Annotated in this window: 18 protein-coding genes and 1 tRNA gene; 12 read left to right on the top strand and 7 right to left on the bottom strand. The window is 61.3% G+C overall.

The genetic code is table 11. The annotated features are described in order from the left end of the window. Positions 1 to 22: 22 nt before the first annotated feature. Complete coding sequence (locus LB551_RS05035) at positions 23 to 301, bottom strand: hypothetical protein (RefSeq protein ID WP_224658423.1); 279 nt, start codon at positions 299 to 301, stop codon at positions 23 to 25. On the opposite strand from LB551_RS05035, the gene LB551_RS05030 reads away from it, so the two are divergent. Both LB551_RS05030 and LB551_RS05025 read left to right on the top strand, forming a co-directional pair. Beyond that, positions 300 to 800 (top strand): DUF2165 family protein, encoded by a 501-nt coding sequence (locus LB551_RS05030; RefSeq protein WP_140549074.1) that lies wholly within the window; start codon positions 300 to 302, stop codon positions 798 to 800. The genes LB551_RS05035 and LB551_RS05030 overlap by 2 nt on opposite strands. Positions 801 to 1,031: 231 nt before the next feature. Further along, positions 1,032 to 3,173: a sodium-translocating pyrophosphatase gene (locus LB551_RS05025; RefSeq protein ID WP_140549073.1), complete on the top strand. Its 2,142-nt coding sequence runs from the start codon at positions 1,032 to 1,034 to the stop codon at positions 3,171 to 3,173. Between the two features lie 238 nt (positions 3,174 to 3,411). Here LB551_RS05025 and LB551_RS05020 read toward each other — a convergent pair whose 3' ends face one another. Beyond that, entirely contained in the window at positions 3,412 to 3,927 is a 516-nt protein-coding gene (locus LB551_RS05020) for an outer membrane protein assembly factor BamE (RefSeq protein ID WP_140494015.1), read from the bottom strand. Between the two features lie 114 nt (positions 3,928 to 4,041). On the opposite strand from LB551_RS05020, the gene LB551_RS05015 reads away from it, so the two are divergent. From LB551_RS05015 to LB551_RS04985, 7 genes are all read left to right on the top strand, one after another. Continuing rightward, positions 4,042 to 4,590 carry a ubiquinol-cytochrome C chaperone family protein gene (locus LB551_RS05015; protein WP_140549071.1) on the top strand — a complete coding sequence of 183 codons (549 nt, stop codon included), beginning with the start codon at positions 4,042 to 4,044 and terminating at the stop codon, positions 4,588 to 4,590. Further along, on the top strand, positions 4,587 to 5,135 hold the full coding sequence (locus LB551_RS05010) for a YceD family protein (protein WP_224658422.1): 549 nt from the start codon (positions 4,587 to 4,589) through the stop codon (positions 5,133 to 5,135). Before LB551_RS05015 ends, LB551_RS05010 begins: the two co-directional genes overlap by 4 nt. Before the next feature lie 119 nt (positions 5,136 to 5,254). Then, on the top strand, positions 5,255 to 6,325 hold the full coding sequence (gene plsX / locus LB551_RS05005; RefSeq protein WP_140494009.1) for a phosphate acyltransferase PlsX: 1,071 nt from the start codon (positions 5,255 to 5,257) through the stop codon (positions 6,323 to 6,325). A 9-nt stretch (positions 6,326 to 6,334) separates the two neighbouring features. Next, positions 6,335 to 7,306 (top strand): beta-ketoacyl-ACP synthase III, encoded by a 972-nt coding sequence (locus LB551_RS05000; RefSeq protein WP_224658421.1) that lies wholly within the window; start codon positions 6,335 to 6,337, stop codon positions 7,304 to 7,306. 101 nt (positions 7,307 to 7,407) lie between these two features. Then, positions 7,408 to 7,731 (top strand): integration host factor subunit alpha, encoded by a 324-nt coding sequence (locus LB551_RS04995; RefSeq protein ID WP_140494007.1) that lies wholly within the window; start codon positions 7,408 to 7,410, stop codon positions 7,729 to 7,731. Between the two features lie 224 nt (positions 7,732 to 7,955). Continuing rightward, positions 7,956 to 8,495, top strand: coding sequence for a MerR family transcriptional regulator (locus tag LB551_RS04990; protein WP_140494005.1), 540 nt, complete (start codon positions 7,956 to 7,958; stop codon positions 8,493 to 8,495). A 100-nt stretch (positions 8,496 to 8,595) separates the two neighbouring features. Beyond that, positions 8,596 to 8,898, top strand: coding sequence for a hypothetical protein (locus LB551_RS04985; protein ID WP_140549067.1), 303 nt, complete (start codon positions 8,596 to 8,598; stop codon positions 8,896 to 8,898). A 303-nt stretch (positions 8,899 to 9,201) separates the two neighbouring features. On the opposite strand, the gene LB551_RS04980 is transcribed toward LB551_RS04985, so the two are convergent. Both LB551_RS04980 and LB551_RS04975 read right to left on the bottom strand, forming a co-directional pair. Further along, positions 9,202 to 9,384 carry a hypothetical protein gene (locus LB551_RS04980; RefSeq protein ID WP_224658420.1) on the bottom strand — a complete coding sequence of 61 codons (183 nt, stop codon included), beginning with the start codon at positions 9,382 to 9,384 and terminating at the stop codon, positions 9,202 to 9,204. 224 nt (positions 9,385 to 9,608) lie between these two features. After that, positions 9,609 to 10,220 carry a hypothetical protein gene (locus tag LB551_RS04975; protein ID WP_181172346.1) on the bottom strand — a complete coding sequence of 204 codons (612 nt, stop codon included), beginning with the start codon at positions 10,218 to 10,220 and terminating at the stop codon, positions 9,609 to 9,611. 286 nt (positions 10,221 to 10,506) lie between these two features. Here LB551_RS04975 and LB551_RS04970 point away from each other — a divergent pair, with 286 nt between their 5' ends. The 3 genes from LB551_RS04970 (at position 10,507) to LB551_RS04960 (ending at position 12,705) form a co-directional block, all read left to right on the top strand. Then, the gene (locus LB551_RS04970) at positions 10,507 to 10,791 is read left to right on the top strand and encodes a helix-turn-helix domain-containing protein (RefSeq protein WP_224622496.1); all 285 of its coding nucleotides are present in this window, start codon (positions 10,507 to 10,509) and stop codon (positions 10,789 to 10,791) included. Positions 10,792 to 10,943: 152 nt separating this feature from the next. Beyond that, entirely contained in the window at positions 10,944 to 11,405 is a 462-nt protein-coding gene (locus LB551_RS04965; RefSeq protein ID WP_224658419.1) for a YbaK/EbsC family protein, read from the top strand. A 391-nt stretch (positions 11,406 to 11,796) separates the two neighbouring features. After that, complete coding sequence (locus LB551_RS04960; protein WP_224658418.1) at positions 11,797 to 12,705, top strand: DUF4238 domain-containing protein; 909 nt, start codon at positions 11,797 to 11,799, stop codon at positions 12,703 to 12,705. Between the two features lie 450 nt (positions 12,706 to 13,155). Here the strand turns inward: LB551_RS04960 and LB551_RS04955 are convergent. The 3 genes from LB551_RS04955 to LB551_RS04945 all read right to left on the bottom strand — a co-directional run bounded on the left by LB551_RS04955 (position 13,156) and on the right by LB551_RS04945 (position 16,090). Beyond that, positions 13,156 to 13,232 (bottom strand) — tRNA-Pro (locus LB551_RS04955). A 57-nt stretch (positions 13,233 to 13,289) separates the two neighbouring features. Beyond that, entirely contained in the window at positions 13,290 to 14,558 is a 1,269-nt protein-coding gene (locus LB551_RS04950; protein ID WP_224658417.1) for an O-antigen ligase family protein, read from the bottom strand. Next, positions 14,555 to 16,090, bottom strand: coding sequence for an undecaprenyl-phosphate glucose phosphotransferase (locus LB551_RS04945; protein WP_140549062.1), 1,536 nt, complete (start codon positions 16,088 to 16,090; stop codon positions 14,555 to 14,557). The genes LB551_RS04950 and LB551_RS04945 overlap by 4 nt, the downstream gene beginning before the upstream one ends. Positions 16,091 to 16,092: the final 2 nt, after the last annotated feature.

Genomic DNA, 16,092 nt, shown 5'->3' with positions numbered 1-16,092 from the left:
GAACGGGCAGGGTGGTCGAGCGTCAGTTCGAGTTCGATGCCTTGCTCTTTGCAGTCCAGCGGCGGCAGATGACGGCAAAGTCGTGTTGTGTACCTGCTTTCACGAGCGAGACAAGATCACCAACGGCGCAATCGCTGCCGAGCTGGAGCGCCTCGATGGGTTCGGCGATGACTTGCTTGCCGGCATAATGTCTTGCGCTGGCCGTGAGCATAATCGACACCCGCCTGCCAGTTGCGCGATCTTCGGGACTCGGCGATTGATTGGGCCAATGCCCCGATCCTTCAGCAGGAGTTCTTGCCATGACCTTGCGCTTCTCCAAGATCGTCATGTGTCTCTGTCTGGCGGCTTTCGCCTTTCTTGTCGCTTTCGGCAACGTCACCGATTACGGCTCAAACTTCGCCTTTGTCCAGCATGTGCTGAGCATGGACACGACCTTTCCCGGCAACGCGCTGATGTATCGCTCGATCACCAACCCCTCGCTGTGGACGACGGGCTACTGGCTCATCATCGCCGGCGAGGCGCTGACCTGTCTGCTCTACCTGATCGCGGCCTGGAACCTATGGCAAGCGCGCAATGCCAGCGGACAGGTTTTCAACGATGCCAAGAAATTCGCCGTTATCGCCGCGACGATGGGATTCCTGATCTGGTATCTTGGATTCATGGTGGTGGGCGGCGAGTGGTTCGCCATGTGGCAGTCGAGCATCTGGAACGGCCAGCAGAAGGCATTCATGTTCTATATGACCATGCTGACGGTGCTGATCTTCGTCATCCAGCCAGACGGCGATCTGCGCCAGGCCTGACTGCTGATTGGCGATTTCAATCGATATAAAGCAGCAGCGGCATGGCGACACCTGCCGCTGTCCGGCTCTTTTGGGCGAAAGCCGGGCAAAAACCGAACAATATCTTGACGTTCGCGGCCCTGTTTCGCATACACCGCTGCGAAGAGGGGGATTCCGCGCACGGGATTCCGTCTTTGTCTCAACGGCCCAGGGAGGGGTTCTTTTGGGCCAGCAATCGAGGAAAACCCGGCAATGACCATAATTTCCGCCGTCATCGCCTGCGGCCTGCTTTCTGTCCTTTACGCCATCTGGGCGACACGTTCGGTCCTTGCTTCGGACCAGGGCAATGCACGCATGCAGGAAATCTCCGCAGCCATCCGCGAGGGCGCGCAAGCCTATCTGGCGCGCCAGTACACCACCATCGCCATCGTCGGCGTGGTCGTGCTGCTGCTCGCCTGGTGGCTGCTGTCCATGACCGCCGCGATCGGCTTCCTGATCGGGGCCGTGCTTTCGGGCGCGGCCGGCTTCATCGGCATGCATGTTTCGGTGCGGGCCAATGTTCGCACGGCACAGGCCGCCTCCAACAGCCTTGCCGCCGGCCTCGACATCGCCTTCAAGTCGGGCGCCATCACCGGCATGCTGGTTGCCGGGCTTGCCCTGCTTGGCGTGTCGATCTACTACCTGATCCTCACCCATTTCATGGGGCTTCAGCCCAATGACCGCGTCGTCATCGATTCGCTTGTCGCACTCGGCTTCGGCGCCTCGCTGATCTCGATCTTCGCCCGTCTTGGCGGCGGCATCTTCACCAAGGGTGCCGATGTCGGCGGCGATCTGGTCGGCAAGGTCGAAGCCGGTATTCCCGAGGATGACCCGCGCAACCCCGCCACCATCGCCGACAATGTCGGCGACAATGTCGGCGACTGCGCCGGTATGGCCGCCGACCTGTTCGAGACCTATGCGGTCACAGTCGTCGCCACCATGGTTCTGGGCGCCATCTTCTTTGGCGGCACCGCCATTCTGGGTGCGGCGATGCTCTATCCGCTCGCCATATGCGGCGCCTGCATCCTAACCTCGATCGTCGGCACTTTCTTCGTCAAGCTCGGCTCCAACGGCTCGATCATGGGCGCGCTCTACAAGGGCCTGATCGTCACCGGCCTGTTGTCCATCGTGGGCCTGGGCGTCGCCACCTCGGCCACGCTCGGCTGGGGCGAGGTCGGAACCGTCGCCGGCATGGTCATCACCGGCAAGAACCTGTTCATCTGCGGCCTGATCGGCCTCGTGGTGACCGGTCTCATCGTCGTGATCACCGAATACTACACCGGCACCAACAAGCGTCCGGTCAACTCGATCGCCCAGGCGTCGGTGACCGGGCACGGTACCAACGTCATCCAGGGCCTTGCGGTCTCTCTGGAATCGACGGCACTGCCGGCCATCGTCATCGTCGGCGGCATCATCTCGACCTATCAGCTCGCCGGCCTTTACGGCACGGCGATCGCCGTCACCACCATGCTCGGCCTTGCCGGCATGATCGTCGCGCTCGATGCCTTCGGCCCGGTCACCGACAATGCCGGCGGCATCGCCGAAATGGCCGGCCTGCCCAAGGAAGTGCGCCACTCCACCGACGCGCTCGACGCGGTCGGCAACACCACCAAGGCGGTGACCAAGGGCTATGCCATCGGTTCGGCGGGCCTCGGCGCGCTGGTGCTGTTCGCGGCCTATTCGAACGACCTGAAATTCTTTGCCGCCAATGGCGACAAATACCCCTACTTCCAGGGCATGGGCGAGGTCTCCTTCGATCTTTCCAACCCCTACGTCGTCGCCGGCCTGATCTTCGGCGGCTTGATCCCGTATCTGTTCGGTGGCATCGCCATGACGGCCGTCGGCCGCGCGGCGGGCGCCATCGTCGAGGAGGTGCGCAAGCAGTTCCGTGACGACCCGGGCATCATGGCCGGAACGTCCAAGCCGAACTATGCGCGCGCGGTCGATCTTCTGACCAAGGCGGCGATCCGGGAAATGATCATCCCGTCGCTGCTGCCGGTGCTGGCGCCGCTCGTCGTCTATTTCGGCGTGCTGCTGATCTCGGGCTCGAAAGCGTCGGCCTTTGCGGCTCTCGGCGCCTCGCTGCTCGGCGTCATTGTCAACGGCTTGTTCGTCGCCATCTCGATGACTTCGGGCGGCGGCGCCTGGGACAACGCCAAGAAGTCGTTCGAGGACGGTTTCACCGACAAGGACGGCGTCAAGCACCTGAAGGGTTCCGAGGCGCACAAGGCCTCGGTGACCGGCGATACGGTCGGCGATCCCTACAAGGACACCGCCGGCCCGGCGGTCAACCCGGCGATCAAGATCACCAACATCGTGGCGCTCCTGCTGCTGGCGGTGCTGGCCCACGGCTGAGCGGCAAACCGTTGAAAGCCCGCGGGGAGCAATCCCCGCGGGTTTTTATTTGACGGCGGTTTCGGAAAGCGGAAAAGCGAATTTCAACGGCTGCGTCCGCGTCCTGCCGTGGCTGGCTGCCCATCGCCGGCGAGCCGGCCTCTCCCGCTCCATGATAACAAAAACCCGTGGGATCGCTCCCACGGGTTTTTGGTCGCCTGAGATGGTGCTGCCTTCCCCGAGGGGAGGCGGTCTGAGATCAGGGAGTGCCGCCGCCGGGAATGCCGGGCGCCAGCTTGCTGGCGCCGTTGATGATCTGGCTGAGGAAGTTCTGGTCCTTGCCGCCAGTCGGCGTGGTGCGCGATATGAAATCGAAGATCTTGCCATCCTTCAGGCCGTAATTGGCGATCTGGGTGACCCGCCCATCGGCCCCGAAATAGACCGCCAGCACATGCTGATCGATCAGCCGCGGCTTGTCGAAGGCGACGTAACGCTTGCGAGTCTGCGAGATGTAATAAAAGGCCTCATTGTCGAAGGTCGCCGTCGTCGAGGGCGTGCCGAGCGCGAGCAGCACCTGCTCGCGGCTTGAGCCGACCGGCACCGAATCGATCGCCTGCTGATCGATGACATACCCCTGCGTCAGCGTTTCGCTGGGGTTCAGATCGCCGATCATCTTGGAACTGTTGCAGGCCGAAAGCGCCGCAATGATGGCCAGCAGCGAGATCGCGCCAGCGGGCCTGGAAGAGAAGGTCGACTTGAAATTCAGCGCGCGCAACAACAATTCTCCATTATATCGCCGCAACTTGCGCTGGGCCGCAAAACCGGTAAACCAGCTTGCTTGCCGATGCAACAAGGCCAATTCAACAAACGGTCCCCGGAGACCATCCCCATGTTCCAGCGCCTTTTTGGTCGCGAACGCCACGCCAACCGCGCCATCACCGACGCGCTTTACGCACAAATCGTGGCGGCCGCGCGGCAGACGGTATTTTATTCCCACTGGAATGTGCCGGACACGCCGCTTGGCCGTTTCGAGATGCTGTCGCTGCACATGTTCCTGGTCCAGCACCGGCTGCGTGGCGAAGACGGCGTGGCGCAGGAGATCGCTCAGGTGCTGATCGACGAGTTTTTCCTCGACGTCGACCATTCGCTGCGGGAACTCGGCATTGGTGATGTCGGAGTGCCCAAGCGCATGAAAAAGCTGGCGAAGATGTTTTATGGCCGCACCGCCGCCTATGACGACGCATTGGAGCGCAATGATCATGATGGGCTCACCGCCGCCCTTGCACGCAATATCCGGCCCGATGCCGTGGCCTGGGCGGAAGCGTTGCGACTGTCCGACTATGTCGCCGATGCCCGCAACCGGCTGGCCGCGCAGCCGTGCCGGGCGATCGTCTCCGGCACAGTGACCTTTCCGCTCGCCCAGGAGGCAGATCGATGAAGCACGCCGATCCGCAAAGCCCGGTGTCGTTTTTTGCCAACGTCGCCCGCCTGCCGCAGAAGGGCCTGCCGGTGGTCATCGAGGCCGACGCCGCGCAGCGCGCGAAACTCGCCGAGGAGCACAGCTTGCTCTCGGTCGAAGCCTACCGCGCCGAGTTCCTGGTGACGCCGTGGAAACGCAATGGTGTGAAGGTCAGCGGCCGGGTCGAGGCCGACATCACCCAGGCCTGTATCGTCACGCTCGATCCGGTCGGAGCGAATATCGACGAATCATTCGAGGCTCTGTTCCTGCCCGAGGACTCCAAGCTTGGACGACAGGGTTTCGAAGGCGGCGGCGAGATCATGCTCGACGCGGATGGACCTGACAGTCCCGAAACATTTTCAGGCGACACGATCGATGTCGGGGCACTCGCCGAGCAGTTCTTCGGATTGGCCATCGATCCTTATCCGCGCAAGCCGGGTGCGACGCTTGATGCCGGCGGCGAGGCCGAACCGGTGGAGAATGAATTTCAGCAGAAACTGCGGTCGCTGCTGGGAAAATCCTGAAAACCTCGCCCGCGACGGAAAAGTCGGTTGTGCGAATGTCCAAAACCGCTATTTTCGCCGAACCTTCGCGATCACTAAAACGATCCGCCGCCTAAGCAAAACCGTGAGATGAATACCGCGTGATCAGGATTTCCATCGATGCCATGGGCGGCGATCACGGACCAGCCGTGGTCATTCCGGCGCTCATGACCGTCGCGACCCGCCGTCCCGACGTTCGCTTCGTCATCTACGGGCGGGAGGAGGCCGTACGGCCCGAACTGGCCAAATTTCCCAAGCTGGCCGGTGTCAGTGAATTCTTCCACTGCGAGGTGGCCGTCAGGATGGACGACAAGCCGAGCCAGGCGCTGCGCCATGGCCGCTGGAAGTCATCGATGTGGAAGGCTGTCGAGGCGGTCAAGTCGGGTACGGCGGACGCGTGCGTCTCGGCCGGCAACACCGGCGCGCTGATGGCGATGTCGAAATTCTGCTTGCGCACCATGGCTACCATAGACCGCCCGGCGATCGCGGCACTTTGGCCGACGCTGCGCGGCGAAAGCGTGGTCCTCGACGTCGGCGCCACCATTGGCGCGGATGCGCACCAGCTCATCGATTTTGCCATCCTTGGAACCGGCATGGCCCGATCGGTCTTCGGCGTCTCGCGGCCCAGTGTCGGCCTGCTCAATGTCGGGGTCGAGGAGATCAAGGGCCAGGAAGAGGTTAAGGAGGCTGGGCGCATGCTGCGTGAAGCCAATATGGCCTCGATGAACTATCACGGTTTCGTCGAGGGCGACGACATCGGCAAGGGCGTGGTCGACGTCGTAGTGACCGAAGGCTTCGCCGGCAACATCGCCCTGAAGACGGCGGAAGGCACGGTGCGCCAGATTGGCGGTTACCTGCGAGCGGCGATGAGCCGTACACTGATGGCCAGGATCGGGTATATCTTCGCCAAGGGTGCGTTCGATCGCCTGCGCGAGAAAATGGATGTGGGCCGCTCCAATGGCGGCGTTTTCCTCGGGCTGAACGGCATTGTGGTCAAAAGCCACGGCGGCGCTGATTCGGATGGTTTCGCCGCCGCCATCGAACTCGGCTACGACATGGTGCGCAACAATCTGCTCGACCGCATCGAGGCCGACCTGGACTTGTTCCATGCGCGCAATCCGCATGCCCAGACATCTAGGAAATCCGACGTCGTCAGCGACGCAAAGGAATAGGAAAGAACTTTGATCAGATCAGTCGTGCGCGGCATGGGCGCCGCGCTGCCCCGCCGCATCATGAAGAATGCCGACTTTGAAGGCATGGTCGAAACCTCGGACGAGTGGATCGCCCAGCGCACCGGGATCCGCCAGCGCCATATCGCGGCCGACGACGAGACGACCGCTTCGCTGGGTGAGGCGGCGGCGCGCGCAGCGCTCGCAGATGCCGGTCTGACGCCCGGAGACATCGACCTGATCGTGCTGGCGACCTCGACGCCCAACAACACTTTTCCGGCCACAGCCGTCGAGATCCAGAACCGGCTCGGCATGCATCACGGCTTTGCCTTCGACCTGCAGGCGGTATGCTCGGGCTTCGTCTATGCGGTAACCACGGCCGACCTCTATATTCGCGGCGGCTTGGCCAAGCGCGTGCTGGTGATCGGCTCGGAAACCTTTTCGCGCATCCTCGACTGGACCGATCGCTCGACCTGCGTACTGTTCGGCGACGGCGCCGGTGCCCTGGTTCTTGAAGCCGGCGAGGGGGATGGCAGTATTGCCGACCGCGGCGTGCTGGCGATGAGCCTGCGCTCCGACGGCGCGCACAAGGACAAGCTCTTTGTCGATGGCGGGCCTTCGACGACGGGAACGGTCGGCTATCTCAGGATGGAAGGCCGCGAGGTCTTCAAGCATGCGGTGGGCATGATCACCGACGTCATCGAGGCGACGTTCTCGCAGGCCGGCATCACCGCCGACGACCTCGACTGGTTCGTGCCGCATCAAGCCAATAAACGGATCATTGACGCTTCCGCCAAGAAGCTCGGGATAGCCGAGCAAAAGGTGGTGGTGACGGTCGATCTGCACGGTAACACTTCGGCTGCTTCCGTGCCGCTTGCGCTTTCTGTGGCTGTTGCCGATGGCCGCATCAAAAAGGGCGACCTGGTGCTTCTGGAAGCGATGGGCGGCGGCTTCACCTGGGGCGCGGTTCTGCTTCGCTGGTAAGTGCCGAACGGTCCGGTTCGGTCCTTGACCTTGCCGGATCAATTACTTAGGCTCTGCCGCTGTTGTGTCGATTTTATGTTTTGAGCTGATGGGACGGTCGCATGGGGGGAAAGACACTTACGCGCGCCGACCTTGCCGAAGCCGTTTACCGCAAGGTAGGTTTGTCGCGCACTGAATCGGCCGAACTCGTCGAGGCGGTGCTGGACGAGATCTGCGAGGCGATCGTCCGTGGCGAGACGGTGAAACTGTCGTCTTTCGCGACATTCCACGTCCGCTCCAAGAACGAGCGCATCGGGCGCAATCCCAAAACCGGCGAAGAAGTGCCGATCCTGCCGCGCCGGGTGATGACTTTCAAGTCGTCGAACGTGCTGAAGAACCGCATCTTGCGTTCCCACCAGAGCGGCAAGGCGAAGGGCGGCAAGTAGGCTCGCTCCAAATGCACGGTTGAAAACAGGCCTTGCGATCATGCCGGGCTTGAATATTGCCTCACAAACCGCTGAAATGAGACCCGATTCGGCAACATGGCCGGATTGGTGTTCCGCGTGATCGTTACGCGCAGCCGGAATGAGCTCCCCTCCTGTGGAGGGAATCCCATTCGAACGCCGGTTCCCATGTCCCGGGATCATGCTCCAGTGTGAGGATTTCGCCCATGGACAAGAGCCCTGACGCCTTTCGCACCATCAGCGAGGTCGCCGAAGACCTCGATCTGCCGCAGCACGTGCTGCGCTTCTGGGAAACGCGTTTCAACCAGATCAAGCCGATGAAACGCGGAGGCGGCCGCCGCTACTACCGGCCGCAGGATGTCGAACTGATCAAGGGCATCCGCCATATGCTCTACGACCAGGGCTACACCATCAAGGGCGTGCAGAAGCTGTTGCGTGAAAACGGCAACCATTTCCTGGTTGCCATCGGCAATGGCGACATGGCCGCCGTCGAGGCGATCTCGCAACGAAAGCAGGCCGATCAGGTGCCGTTGACGGCGGCAGCGCAGCCGCGCGGCGGAGATGACGAACTGGTTGGCCAGCCGAGGGTCAAGCCCAGCCGCCGTTTCTTCGGCCTTGGCAAGAGCGACGAGGAAGGCCCGGTCCAGCCGGACGCTTCGAAACTGTCGCGCGACAACCGCGCGCTGTTGCAGGAAGCGTTGTTCGACCTGCTCGAATGCAAGCGCCTCCTCGACCAGGTGCGCTGACGGGCAACCGGCCGGCGCCTGAAGACCGGGAACCCGCCTTTGGGTGATGCGTTACGTTTCCTTGAGCAAGACAAGGCTTGAGCAGACAAGGAAACGCACCATGGCATCATTCTCGACGCTCTCGGACGTCGATCTCGACAAGCGGGTCGCTGCACTCTCCAGGGAACTGGCGGCCCTGAAGAAGGCCGTGTCCAGGCGGGGCGGCGCTTATTACGAAGGCGGTCGCGACGCGGCGCTCGACACGTATTCCGACCTTGCGGAACGTCTGCACGATGCGATGCCGGCGATCCGCGAACGAGGCAGGGCGATCGAGAAATCAGCCCGCGAGCATCCGGCGACGGCCGCCGCCATAGGTCTCGTGGTGGTTGGTCTGGTCGCCAGTCTGCTATTCAGCCGGCGCTGACTTTATTTCATTCTTCTCAAAAGACGGTTCCACCGGAATCGGTGCGGGCGGACGATTCATGTCGCGCGAAAGTGCACCGCAGTTTGGGACAGCGGCGCCTTCGGGCGTAGCGAAGAAAGGACCCTTCCACCAGCTTGTCGGTCTGTATAACGAACAGGGATTTTTCTTCAGAGCAGACGCTCGTTGTAGCTCTCGGGCTCCGCGGGAATCGCACTGATACGGCCCGTGTCCGGAGGAAACCAAGAGGAGACCGGCTTCGAACGAGAGGCCAAAACCGGTCTTCTCATTGGCAATCGGTTAAGCTCAGGCCTTCTTGCCCATAACCTTGTGGTGGTGGTGATGATAGTGGTGGCTGCGATGGTGCTTGCGATGGTGACGGTGATGCTTGTGCATCGGCGCCGCATCAGCGCTGGTCGCGCCGAGGATTGGCATGGTGAATGCAAGGGCAATTGCAAGCCCGAGGGCCGAGAGGAGGGACTTCTTCATGGATATCTTCCTTTTTTCGCAGGCAATCTGAATCAGGCCAACAGCCTGTTCGCCGCGAGCGGGATTACGCTCCCGTTTTTTTTCGTCAGTATTTCCCGAATATAGAATTTTGTTTCTGGAATGTGTCTGGCGGCGCAGGCTGTGGGCTCCGCCGACAGGCTGAGCTCACAGTGCCGATGAGCGGGAGAAATTTCGGTACGAGGCCGCAGATCCAACCGGCTTATTTACATGGGCGGGACCACGCCATTGTTGCCGACCACGACGCGGTTGGCACTCAGCGTGCCGTCGGCGCCGCGCGTCGCGGTGACCACGACGGGCGCTCCGGGCTTGAGATCGGCCGGCACGGCCGGCGCAAAGGTGACGACCGGCGTCTTGTCGGGGATTGAGATCTTCTTTGTCTGGCCGTTGTCATAGGTCAGCGTCACCGCGCGGCCATTCACCTCGGTCACGTCGGCGACGGTGCCGTTGGTCATGCGGCTGTTGGGCTTGAGGTCCCAGGCGCGGTCGCCTTCGCCCGTGCCTTTCAAGGCAGCGGGAAACACCACGACCTCGAGCGCACCGCTGCCGCCGTCGGCCTTCGACACGGACGCTATGCCGAGGAAATCGCCGAGCTTGATGTCCTTTACCGACGCGCCCGCAACGCCCGATATCTTCCATCCGGCGGCTAGCTTGACCTTATCCATGCCACCCTGTCGGTTTTTCACCGTCAACTGGGATTGATCGGAACTGGCCACGACGCCGCGCACGCGCACCGTGTCTGCCGCCGGCGCGCTGGTTGCAGCAATGCCAAGGCTGGAAAGCGTGCCGAGCACGATCATGATTGTCCGCAATTTCATCGCATTGATCCTTTCAGGAAAATGATAGCCGCGCCGGCAACGGTCTTGGGTTACGCGCCGGCGCAATTGAAACAACGAACGGGGCGTCAAAATTATCGAGCGACGAGGTGATCAGGCGCTCAAAAGAACTTGATCGAGAAAGGCTGCAAGCGACGTGCGCCACACCCCGGTTCACGATGCTGTGACGGCCAGTTTGTGACTTGGCAAATCACCCGCAAGCGGGCATGTTCTCGCCGTCTCAGGCAACACCATTTTCATCAAACTCTTTCAGCCAACGGAGTTGCCAATGCCATACAGTGCAAAGCGCGAACCCCTCCCGGAACTGGTTGCCAGCGAAGCCGGGCAAGGCCCTAGCGCCCTCAGAACGATTCGGGAAACCAAGGGATACAGTGTCGAGGAGCTGTCCCTGACAACCGGTCTGGCGGTCGACGAAATCGAGGATATCGAGAACGGCAGGACGGCCGATCCGTCGAAGCTGCGCCGTATTGCGTCGGCGCTTCGGCTTCCTCAGGAGGCGCTGCTCGGCACGGCCGCGCAGGCGCGGGCTGCGCAAGACCGCCCCGCGCTGTAAGGGCCAGTGCCAACCATGTTCGAAAACCCGCCGGGGATCTTGGCGGGTTTTCTGTTTGCCGTGACTGAAGGCTTGCCTGCTTACCCTTGGCACGTGTTTATGGACGCGCCGGCCTAGCTTGCTGCTTCGTCATGCCGGTCCGCGGGGTTTCGATGAGCCTGGAATCCGTTCGTGCCTTTTTCGCCGGCAAGGCGCCCGATATCGACGTGATCGTGACCGGGGCGAGTTCGGCGACCGTAGCATTGGCTGCGCAGGCGCACGGCGTGTTGCCGGCGCAGATCGCAAAGACGATCTGCCTTCGCGTCGGTGAACGCACCATGCTGGTCGTGACCAGCGGCACCGCCAGGCTGGACAATCGCAAGTTCAAGGATCGATTCGGCAGCAAGCCGCGCATGCTGGAGGCCGCTGAGGTTGTCGAGGCAACCAGCCATCCCGTCGGCGGTGTCTGCCCGTTCGGCCTGCCGGCGCCGCTGCCGGTCTATTGCGACGTGTCGCTGCGCGGTTTCGAAGAGGTCGTGCCCGCCGCCGGCGCCACCAACGCGGCGGTGCGTATCGCGCCGCAACGCATGGCTGACCTCACCGGCGCCGAATGGATCGATGTCTGCCAGGGATAGATGGCGATCCCCGCACGTGGCGGCAGGAAATCGAGAAACGGATCAACGAGTTGCTCGACCGGTCTATGGCGCTTATCACCGCGCTGGACTGCATGGAGGCGGACTGTGACCTAGAGGAAACCGCCGACGATGAAATACGCTCGGCTGAGGGAACGCGGCCCCTCAGGGGGTGGGATGTCCAACTGTGAGGATGCCGAGGAAGACAGCGGCGATATGCCGGAAGGAGATGACGAGCGAGAGGCCGATGACGCTGACTATGACCAGCCCGGTTTCATCTGGGGCGGGCGCGAAGGCGGGGCACCGCGCACGAAGGCGCTTGGTCAGCCCACAAGCGAAACGATGCCCGGCTGTGAGTGTAGCCGGGCGCTACGACTCCAGCTAAAATTGCCTTGTGAAAACATCAAAGCCGCCAGCAGATCATCATTTTGTACCGCAATTTTTGTTGCGAAACTTCCGCGACGAAAACGAAGTGCTGCATGTTTATGACAGCAGAACAGTTCACAGGGGGGTCTTTCCAGAGACAACTAAGAAGGTTTTTTTCGAAAGCCACCTTTACAGCAAGTTACAAAAACAAGGTGAGAAAGACCCGGCTCTCGAATGCGCTTTTAGTGCTATGGAAAGCGCCATGGCCGGCTTGGTCAAAGACATTTGCGATGATGCGAGGAAAGGAAAGAGGCGGAGTTTGTCGGCCGACGAACGGAGTCTGGTCGATCTGTTTTCCTATATGCAATGGAAACGGGTTCCCGACCGCATTAATGCAACGATGCATGATGACACCTTGCGGGCGATAGTAGACGACTCAATTCTCGAATTCGAGAAGACCTACCGCCCGCTTTCGGACGCAGAAAGGGCGGAAAGCAGCGACCCGGCCGTCTGGCGCCGAGTGAGGCAAAATGCCCGAACAAACGCCCTGGCAAATATCAGCAAAACCGTCATGGGCGAGTTCGCAAAATGCGCCTTCATGATTGTGAGGATCACTAACCCCCGATGTGCTTTCGTCATCTCAAGTAATCCAGTGTTTCGATTAGGCGGTATCGACGGCGACACGCGCCTTGGCCATCAAAATGTGGAGCTTTGGCTACCAGTCGCTTCCGATATTGCTTTTGTCCATGGCCCGCGGAATTCGCGTACGAGCTATGCGGAAGTTAACGACTCACTTCGCATTCGAAAATGGAACGCAGTTGCAGCATCCGGCAGCAAGATGATCGCTTCCAAGGCCAAGGCGCTGACCGCCAGCCTTATTGGATCTGTAGCGACGGATTTGCCCCAACCAACTAAGAAACAAGCATCAGATGGCTGAGGATGATGGGGGCGATCCGCTGCCTCACGGTGGCAGGCTTTGCATTGACCGGCAAGCGGAGCGGCGTCTGCTAGAATTTGTTGCTTGGTGTCATGTCAATCGATCGGAAATTTCGGTCGCAACTTTCCTAGTCATCGAACGGTGAGGAGGAGGCAATTCTTTTGCCCCACTCTTTTGTCGTATCCCCACTCTTGCATCCGTTTCATCAGGTCCAGCGTCCACATAGCGCTCACGACTTTGATACCGGAATGCCGTTCGCCACTGTAGGGATTGCAGGCGTTTGAACGTTCCTCTTTCCGTTGGGGTCGTAAAATGCGTGTCCGCCGCCACCAATGCCGGGTGTCCATAGTCGCAGCAACCGCAACGAATGAGGGCACCCTATGCGTTACCCCAGTGGAAAATCGTTTTGGAAACCGACGGGGGGACTTTGGGGGAAGTCCTTGTGAAAAATGGTCGGAGTGGCCGGATTCGAACCGACGACCCCTTGACCCCCAGTCAAGTGCGCTACCGGGCTGCGCTACACTCCGGACCGGTCGCGATGTATCGTGATAACCCCGCTCGGGTCAACCGAAATTCGGCGCTTATCACGCCCGTGTGGATGCGATGGCTGTTGGATCCGGCATCGCCATCCGCAACTGCCGCTGATGGCGATGTTCCAGTGCGATCGCCCCCCAGACCAATCCGAGCAGCAGGTAGACATGGCGCCAATGGTCGATGTCGATGAAGGTTCCGAGCCCGATATTGCCGATGAAGGCGACATAGGCGCACAGGAGATAGGGCTGCCATGGCCGGTCGCGCAGCAGGATGCGGAATCCGGCACCTATCGTCCAGATGACGAGCGTCAGGAACGATACGAAGCCGAGCCAGCCATAGTCCATCAGCATCTTCAGCCAGATGTCGTGGGTGTCCTCGCCGAAGATGGTGCCGAACACCAGCGGTCCGATGCCGAACGGATGCTCCATCGCCATCTGGAAGCCGATCGCATAGCGGGCGAAGCGGCCGAGGCGGGCGGTGTCGTAGCTTTGTTCGAGATGGGCACGGTTGGAGAACATCTCCGCCACGCCGGGCAGTTGCAGGATGACGATCATGGCGATCGTCAGCAGCGACAATGCCGCAATGGTCATCACCACCACGCGCAGCCGGAACATGCCGCTGTTGCTCTGCAGGAACAGGCAGCCGGTGAGCAGGACGGCAGAGACGGCAAACATGCCCCAGGCGCCGCGCGAGAAGGAGAAGAAGATGCCCGATGTGATGATGAGCAGCGGCACCGCCAGCAGCGGCATGCGCGAGACCGGCCCGGTCAGGAGCAGATGGAGCAGGTAGATGCCGGGCAGCACCAGGAACGGCCCGAACACGTTCGGGTCCTGGAAGGCGCCCGCGGCGCGGTCGTATTTGGTGAACATCTCCGCCCCCGGGAAGGCATGGAAATAGCCTGCTATGCCGAGCAGCGACGTCATCACCGCGGATATGACATAGGCGATGAAGATCAGCCGGTAGAGGCTCGGCTGCGTGGCGGTGACCGATGCGAAGAACACCGCGCTGAAAGCGAGAAACAGCGACACTGAAAGGTAGAGCGGTGTGTTGGCGAGGTCCGACATCTGCGTCATGGCGATCATGCCGCCGATATTCATCGTCACCAGAAGCACCAGCAGCGGCGCGGCCGCGCGCGAAATCCTCAAACCGAAAAGCGCCCAGATGGCAATCAGGCCGGCCATGTAGATTTCGTAAGGGGCCGGCTCGCTGATGACGAAGCCGGAAAGCAGGATGCCGAGCCCGACCGCGCCCGAGGAAATCAGCGCGATCAGCTTGGCGTTAACCGCCGCGCGCGGCAGGTCATGGGTGACCGCGCTCAATAGGCGTTTTCCGTGTTGAGCAGCCGGATCGGCGTCAGGAACAGGATCCGCAGGTCGAACAGCATCGACCAGTTCTCGATGTAGTAGAGGTCGTATTCCGTCCGCATGCGGATCTTCTCGTTGGTGTCCATCTCGCCGCGCCAGCCATTGATCTGCGCCCAGCCGGTGACGCCGGGCTTGACCTTGTGGCGCGCGAAATAGCCGTCGACCACCTCGTTGTAGAGCAGGTTGTGCGACTGCGCGGCGATCGCGTGCGGGCGCGGGCCGACCAGCGACAGCGAACCCAGCAGCGAATTGAAGAACTGCGGCAGTTCGTCGATCGAGGTCTTGCGGATGAAGCGGCCGACACGGGTGACGCGCGGATCGTTCTTGGTCACTGTCTGCTTCGCGGTCGGGTCCGACCGGTCGGCATACATCGAGCGGAATTTGTAGACCTCGATCACCTCATTGTTGAAACCATGCCGCTTCTGGCGAAACAGCACCGGTCCCTTGCTGTCGAGCTTGATGGCGATTGCTGTCGCCAGCATCACCGGCGAGAACACGACGATGCCGATCAGGCTGAAAACGATGTCGAAGGCGCGCTTGGCCACCGAATCCCAGTCGTTGATCGGCTTGTCGAAGATGTCGAGCATCGGCACGGAGCCTATGTAGGAATAGGCGCGCGGACGAAACTGCAGCGCGTTCGAATGCGCCGACAGCCGGATATCGACCGGCAGCACCCACAGCTTCTTCAGCAATTGCAGCACGCGCGATTCGGCGGTCAGCGGCAGCGACACGATCAGCATGTCGATGCGGGCGATGCGGGCGAATTCGATCAGCTCCGAGATTGTGCCAAGCTTGGGATAGCCGGCAACGATAGGCGGGGAGCGTTTGTCGCTGCGATCGTCGAAGATGCCGCAGATGCGGATGTCGTTATAGGGCTGCCTCTCGACGGAGCGGATCAGGACCTCCGCTGCCTTGCCGCCGCCGACGATGACGGCGCGCCGCTCCATGTGGCCGTCGCGCGCCCAGCGCCGGATCAGCTTCGACATCACCAGCCGCAGGCCGAAGATGAGAATGAAACCGACGGCGAACCAGGTGCCGAACAGCAATCGTGAATAGTTTTCAGATATCTTCATCACGAATGCCGTCAGCGCCATGAGGGCGAACGTGCCGGCCCAGACCAGCAGCAAACGTCCAAAATTGGCGATCGGCCGCATGAGCGAGACGATCTGGTAGCAATCGGTGACGTCGAGCAGCACCACTGCAAGGAACGACGCGGCGGCGATGGTCAGCGGATATTGCCAGGCGAAATAGTTGAAGAAGCCGACAAAGTAGAAATAGACGCCGAGGCCGGAAAGGAACAGCACTGCGAACTCGACCATCCGCAGGACGCCGCTGACCATGATGGGCGACATCGTATCGCGCCGGTATTGCGAGGCGACCTGACGGGCGACATCATTCATGCCGCCCGGCATGCCGCCATCGGTCGGGGTGTCGAGTTTGCGCACAGCCTCTGCCGAAAAGCGGTGCACGGGATCGATCTCGTTCATGG

The organism is Mesorhizobium sp. BR1-1-2 (assembly GCF_020165435.1).
Taxonomy (GTDB): Bacteria; Pseudomonadota; Alphaproteobacteria; order Rhizobiales; family Rhizobiaceae; genus Mesorhizobium.
Note: the sequence above shows the minus strand (reverse complement) of the source record. Positions and strands in the feature narration are given on the sequence as shown.

Coding starts and splice junctions, on each gene's coding strand:
- LB551_RS05030 (WP_140549074.1), top strand. CDS start 300: ATGACCTTGCGCTTCTCCAAGATCGTCATGTGTCTCTGTCTGGCGGCT.
- LB551_RS05035 (WP_224658423.1), bottom strand. CDS start 301: ATGGCAAGAACTCCTGCTGAAGGATCGGGGCATTGGCCCAATCAATCG.
- LB551_RS05025 (WP_140549073.1), top strand. CDS start 1,032: ATGACCATAATTTCCGCCGTCATCGCCTGCGGCCTGCTTTCTGTCCTT.
- LB551_RS05015 (WP_140549071.1), top strand. CDS start 4,042: ATGTTCCAGCGCCTTTTTGGTCGCGAACGCCACGCCAACCGCGCCATC.
- LB551_RS05010 (WP_224658422.1), top strand. CDS start 4,587: ATGAAGCACGCCGATCCGCAAAGCCCGGTGTCGTTTTTTGCCAACGTC.
- LB551_RS04995 (WP_140494007.1), top strand. CDS start 7,408: ATGGGGGGAAAGACACTTACGCGCGCCGACCTTGCCGAAGCCGTTTAC.
- LB551_RS04990 (WP_140494005.1), top strand. CDS start 7,956: ATGGACAAGAGCCCTGACGCCTTTCGCACCATCAGCGAGGTCGCCGAA.
- LB551_RS04985 (WP_140549067.1), top strand. CDS start 8,596: ATGGCATCATTCTCGACGCTCTCGGACGTCGATCTCGACAAGCGGGTC.
- LB551_RS04980 (WP_224658420.1), bottom strand. CDS start 9,384: ATGAAGAAGTCCCTCCTCTCGGCCCTCGGGCTTGCAATTGCCCTTGCA.
- LB551_RS04975 (WP_181172346.1), bottom strand. CDS start 10,220: ATGAAATTGCGGACAATCATGATCGTGCTCGGCACGCTTTCCAGCCTT.
- LB551_RS04970 (WP_224622496.1), top strand. CDS start 10,507: ATGCCATACAGTGCAAAGCGCGAACCCCTCCCGGAACTGGTTGCCAGC.
- LB551_RS04965 (WP_224658419.1), top strand. CDS start 10,944: ATGAGCCTGGAATCCGTTCGTGCCTTTTTCGCCGGCAAGGCGCCCGAT.
- LB551_RS04945 (WP_140549062.1), bottom strand. CDS start 16,090: ATGAACGAGATCGATCCCGTGCACCGCTTTTCGGCAGAGGCTGTGCGC.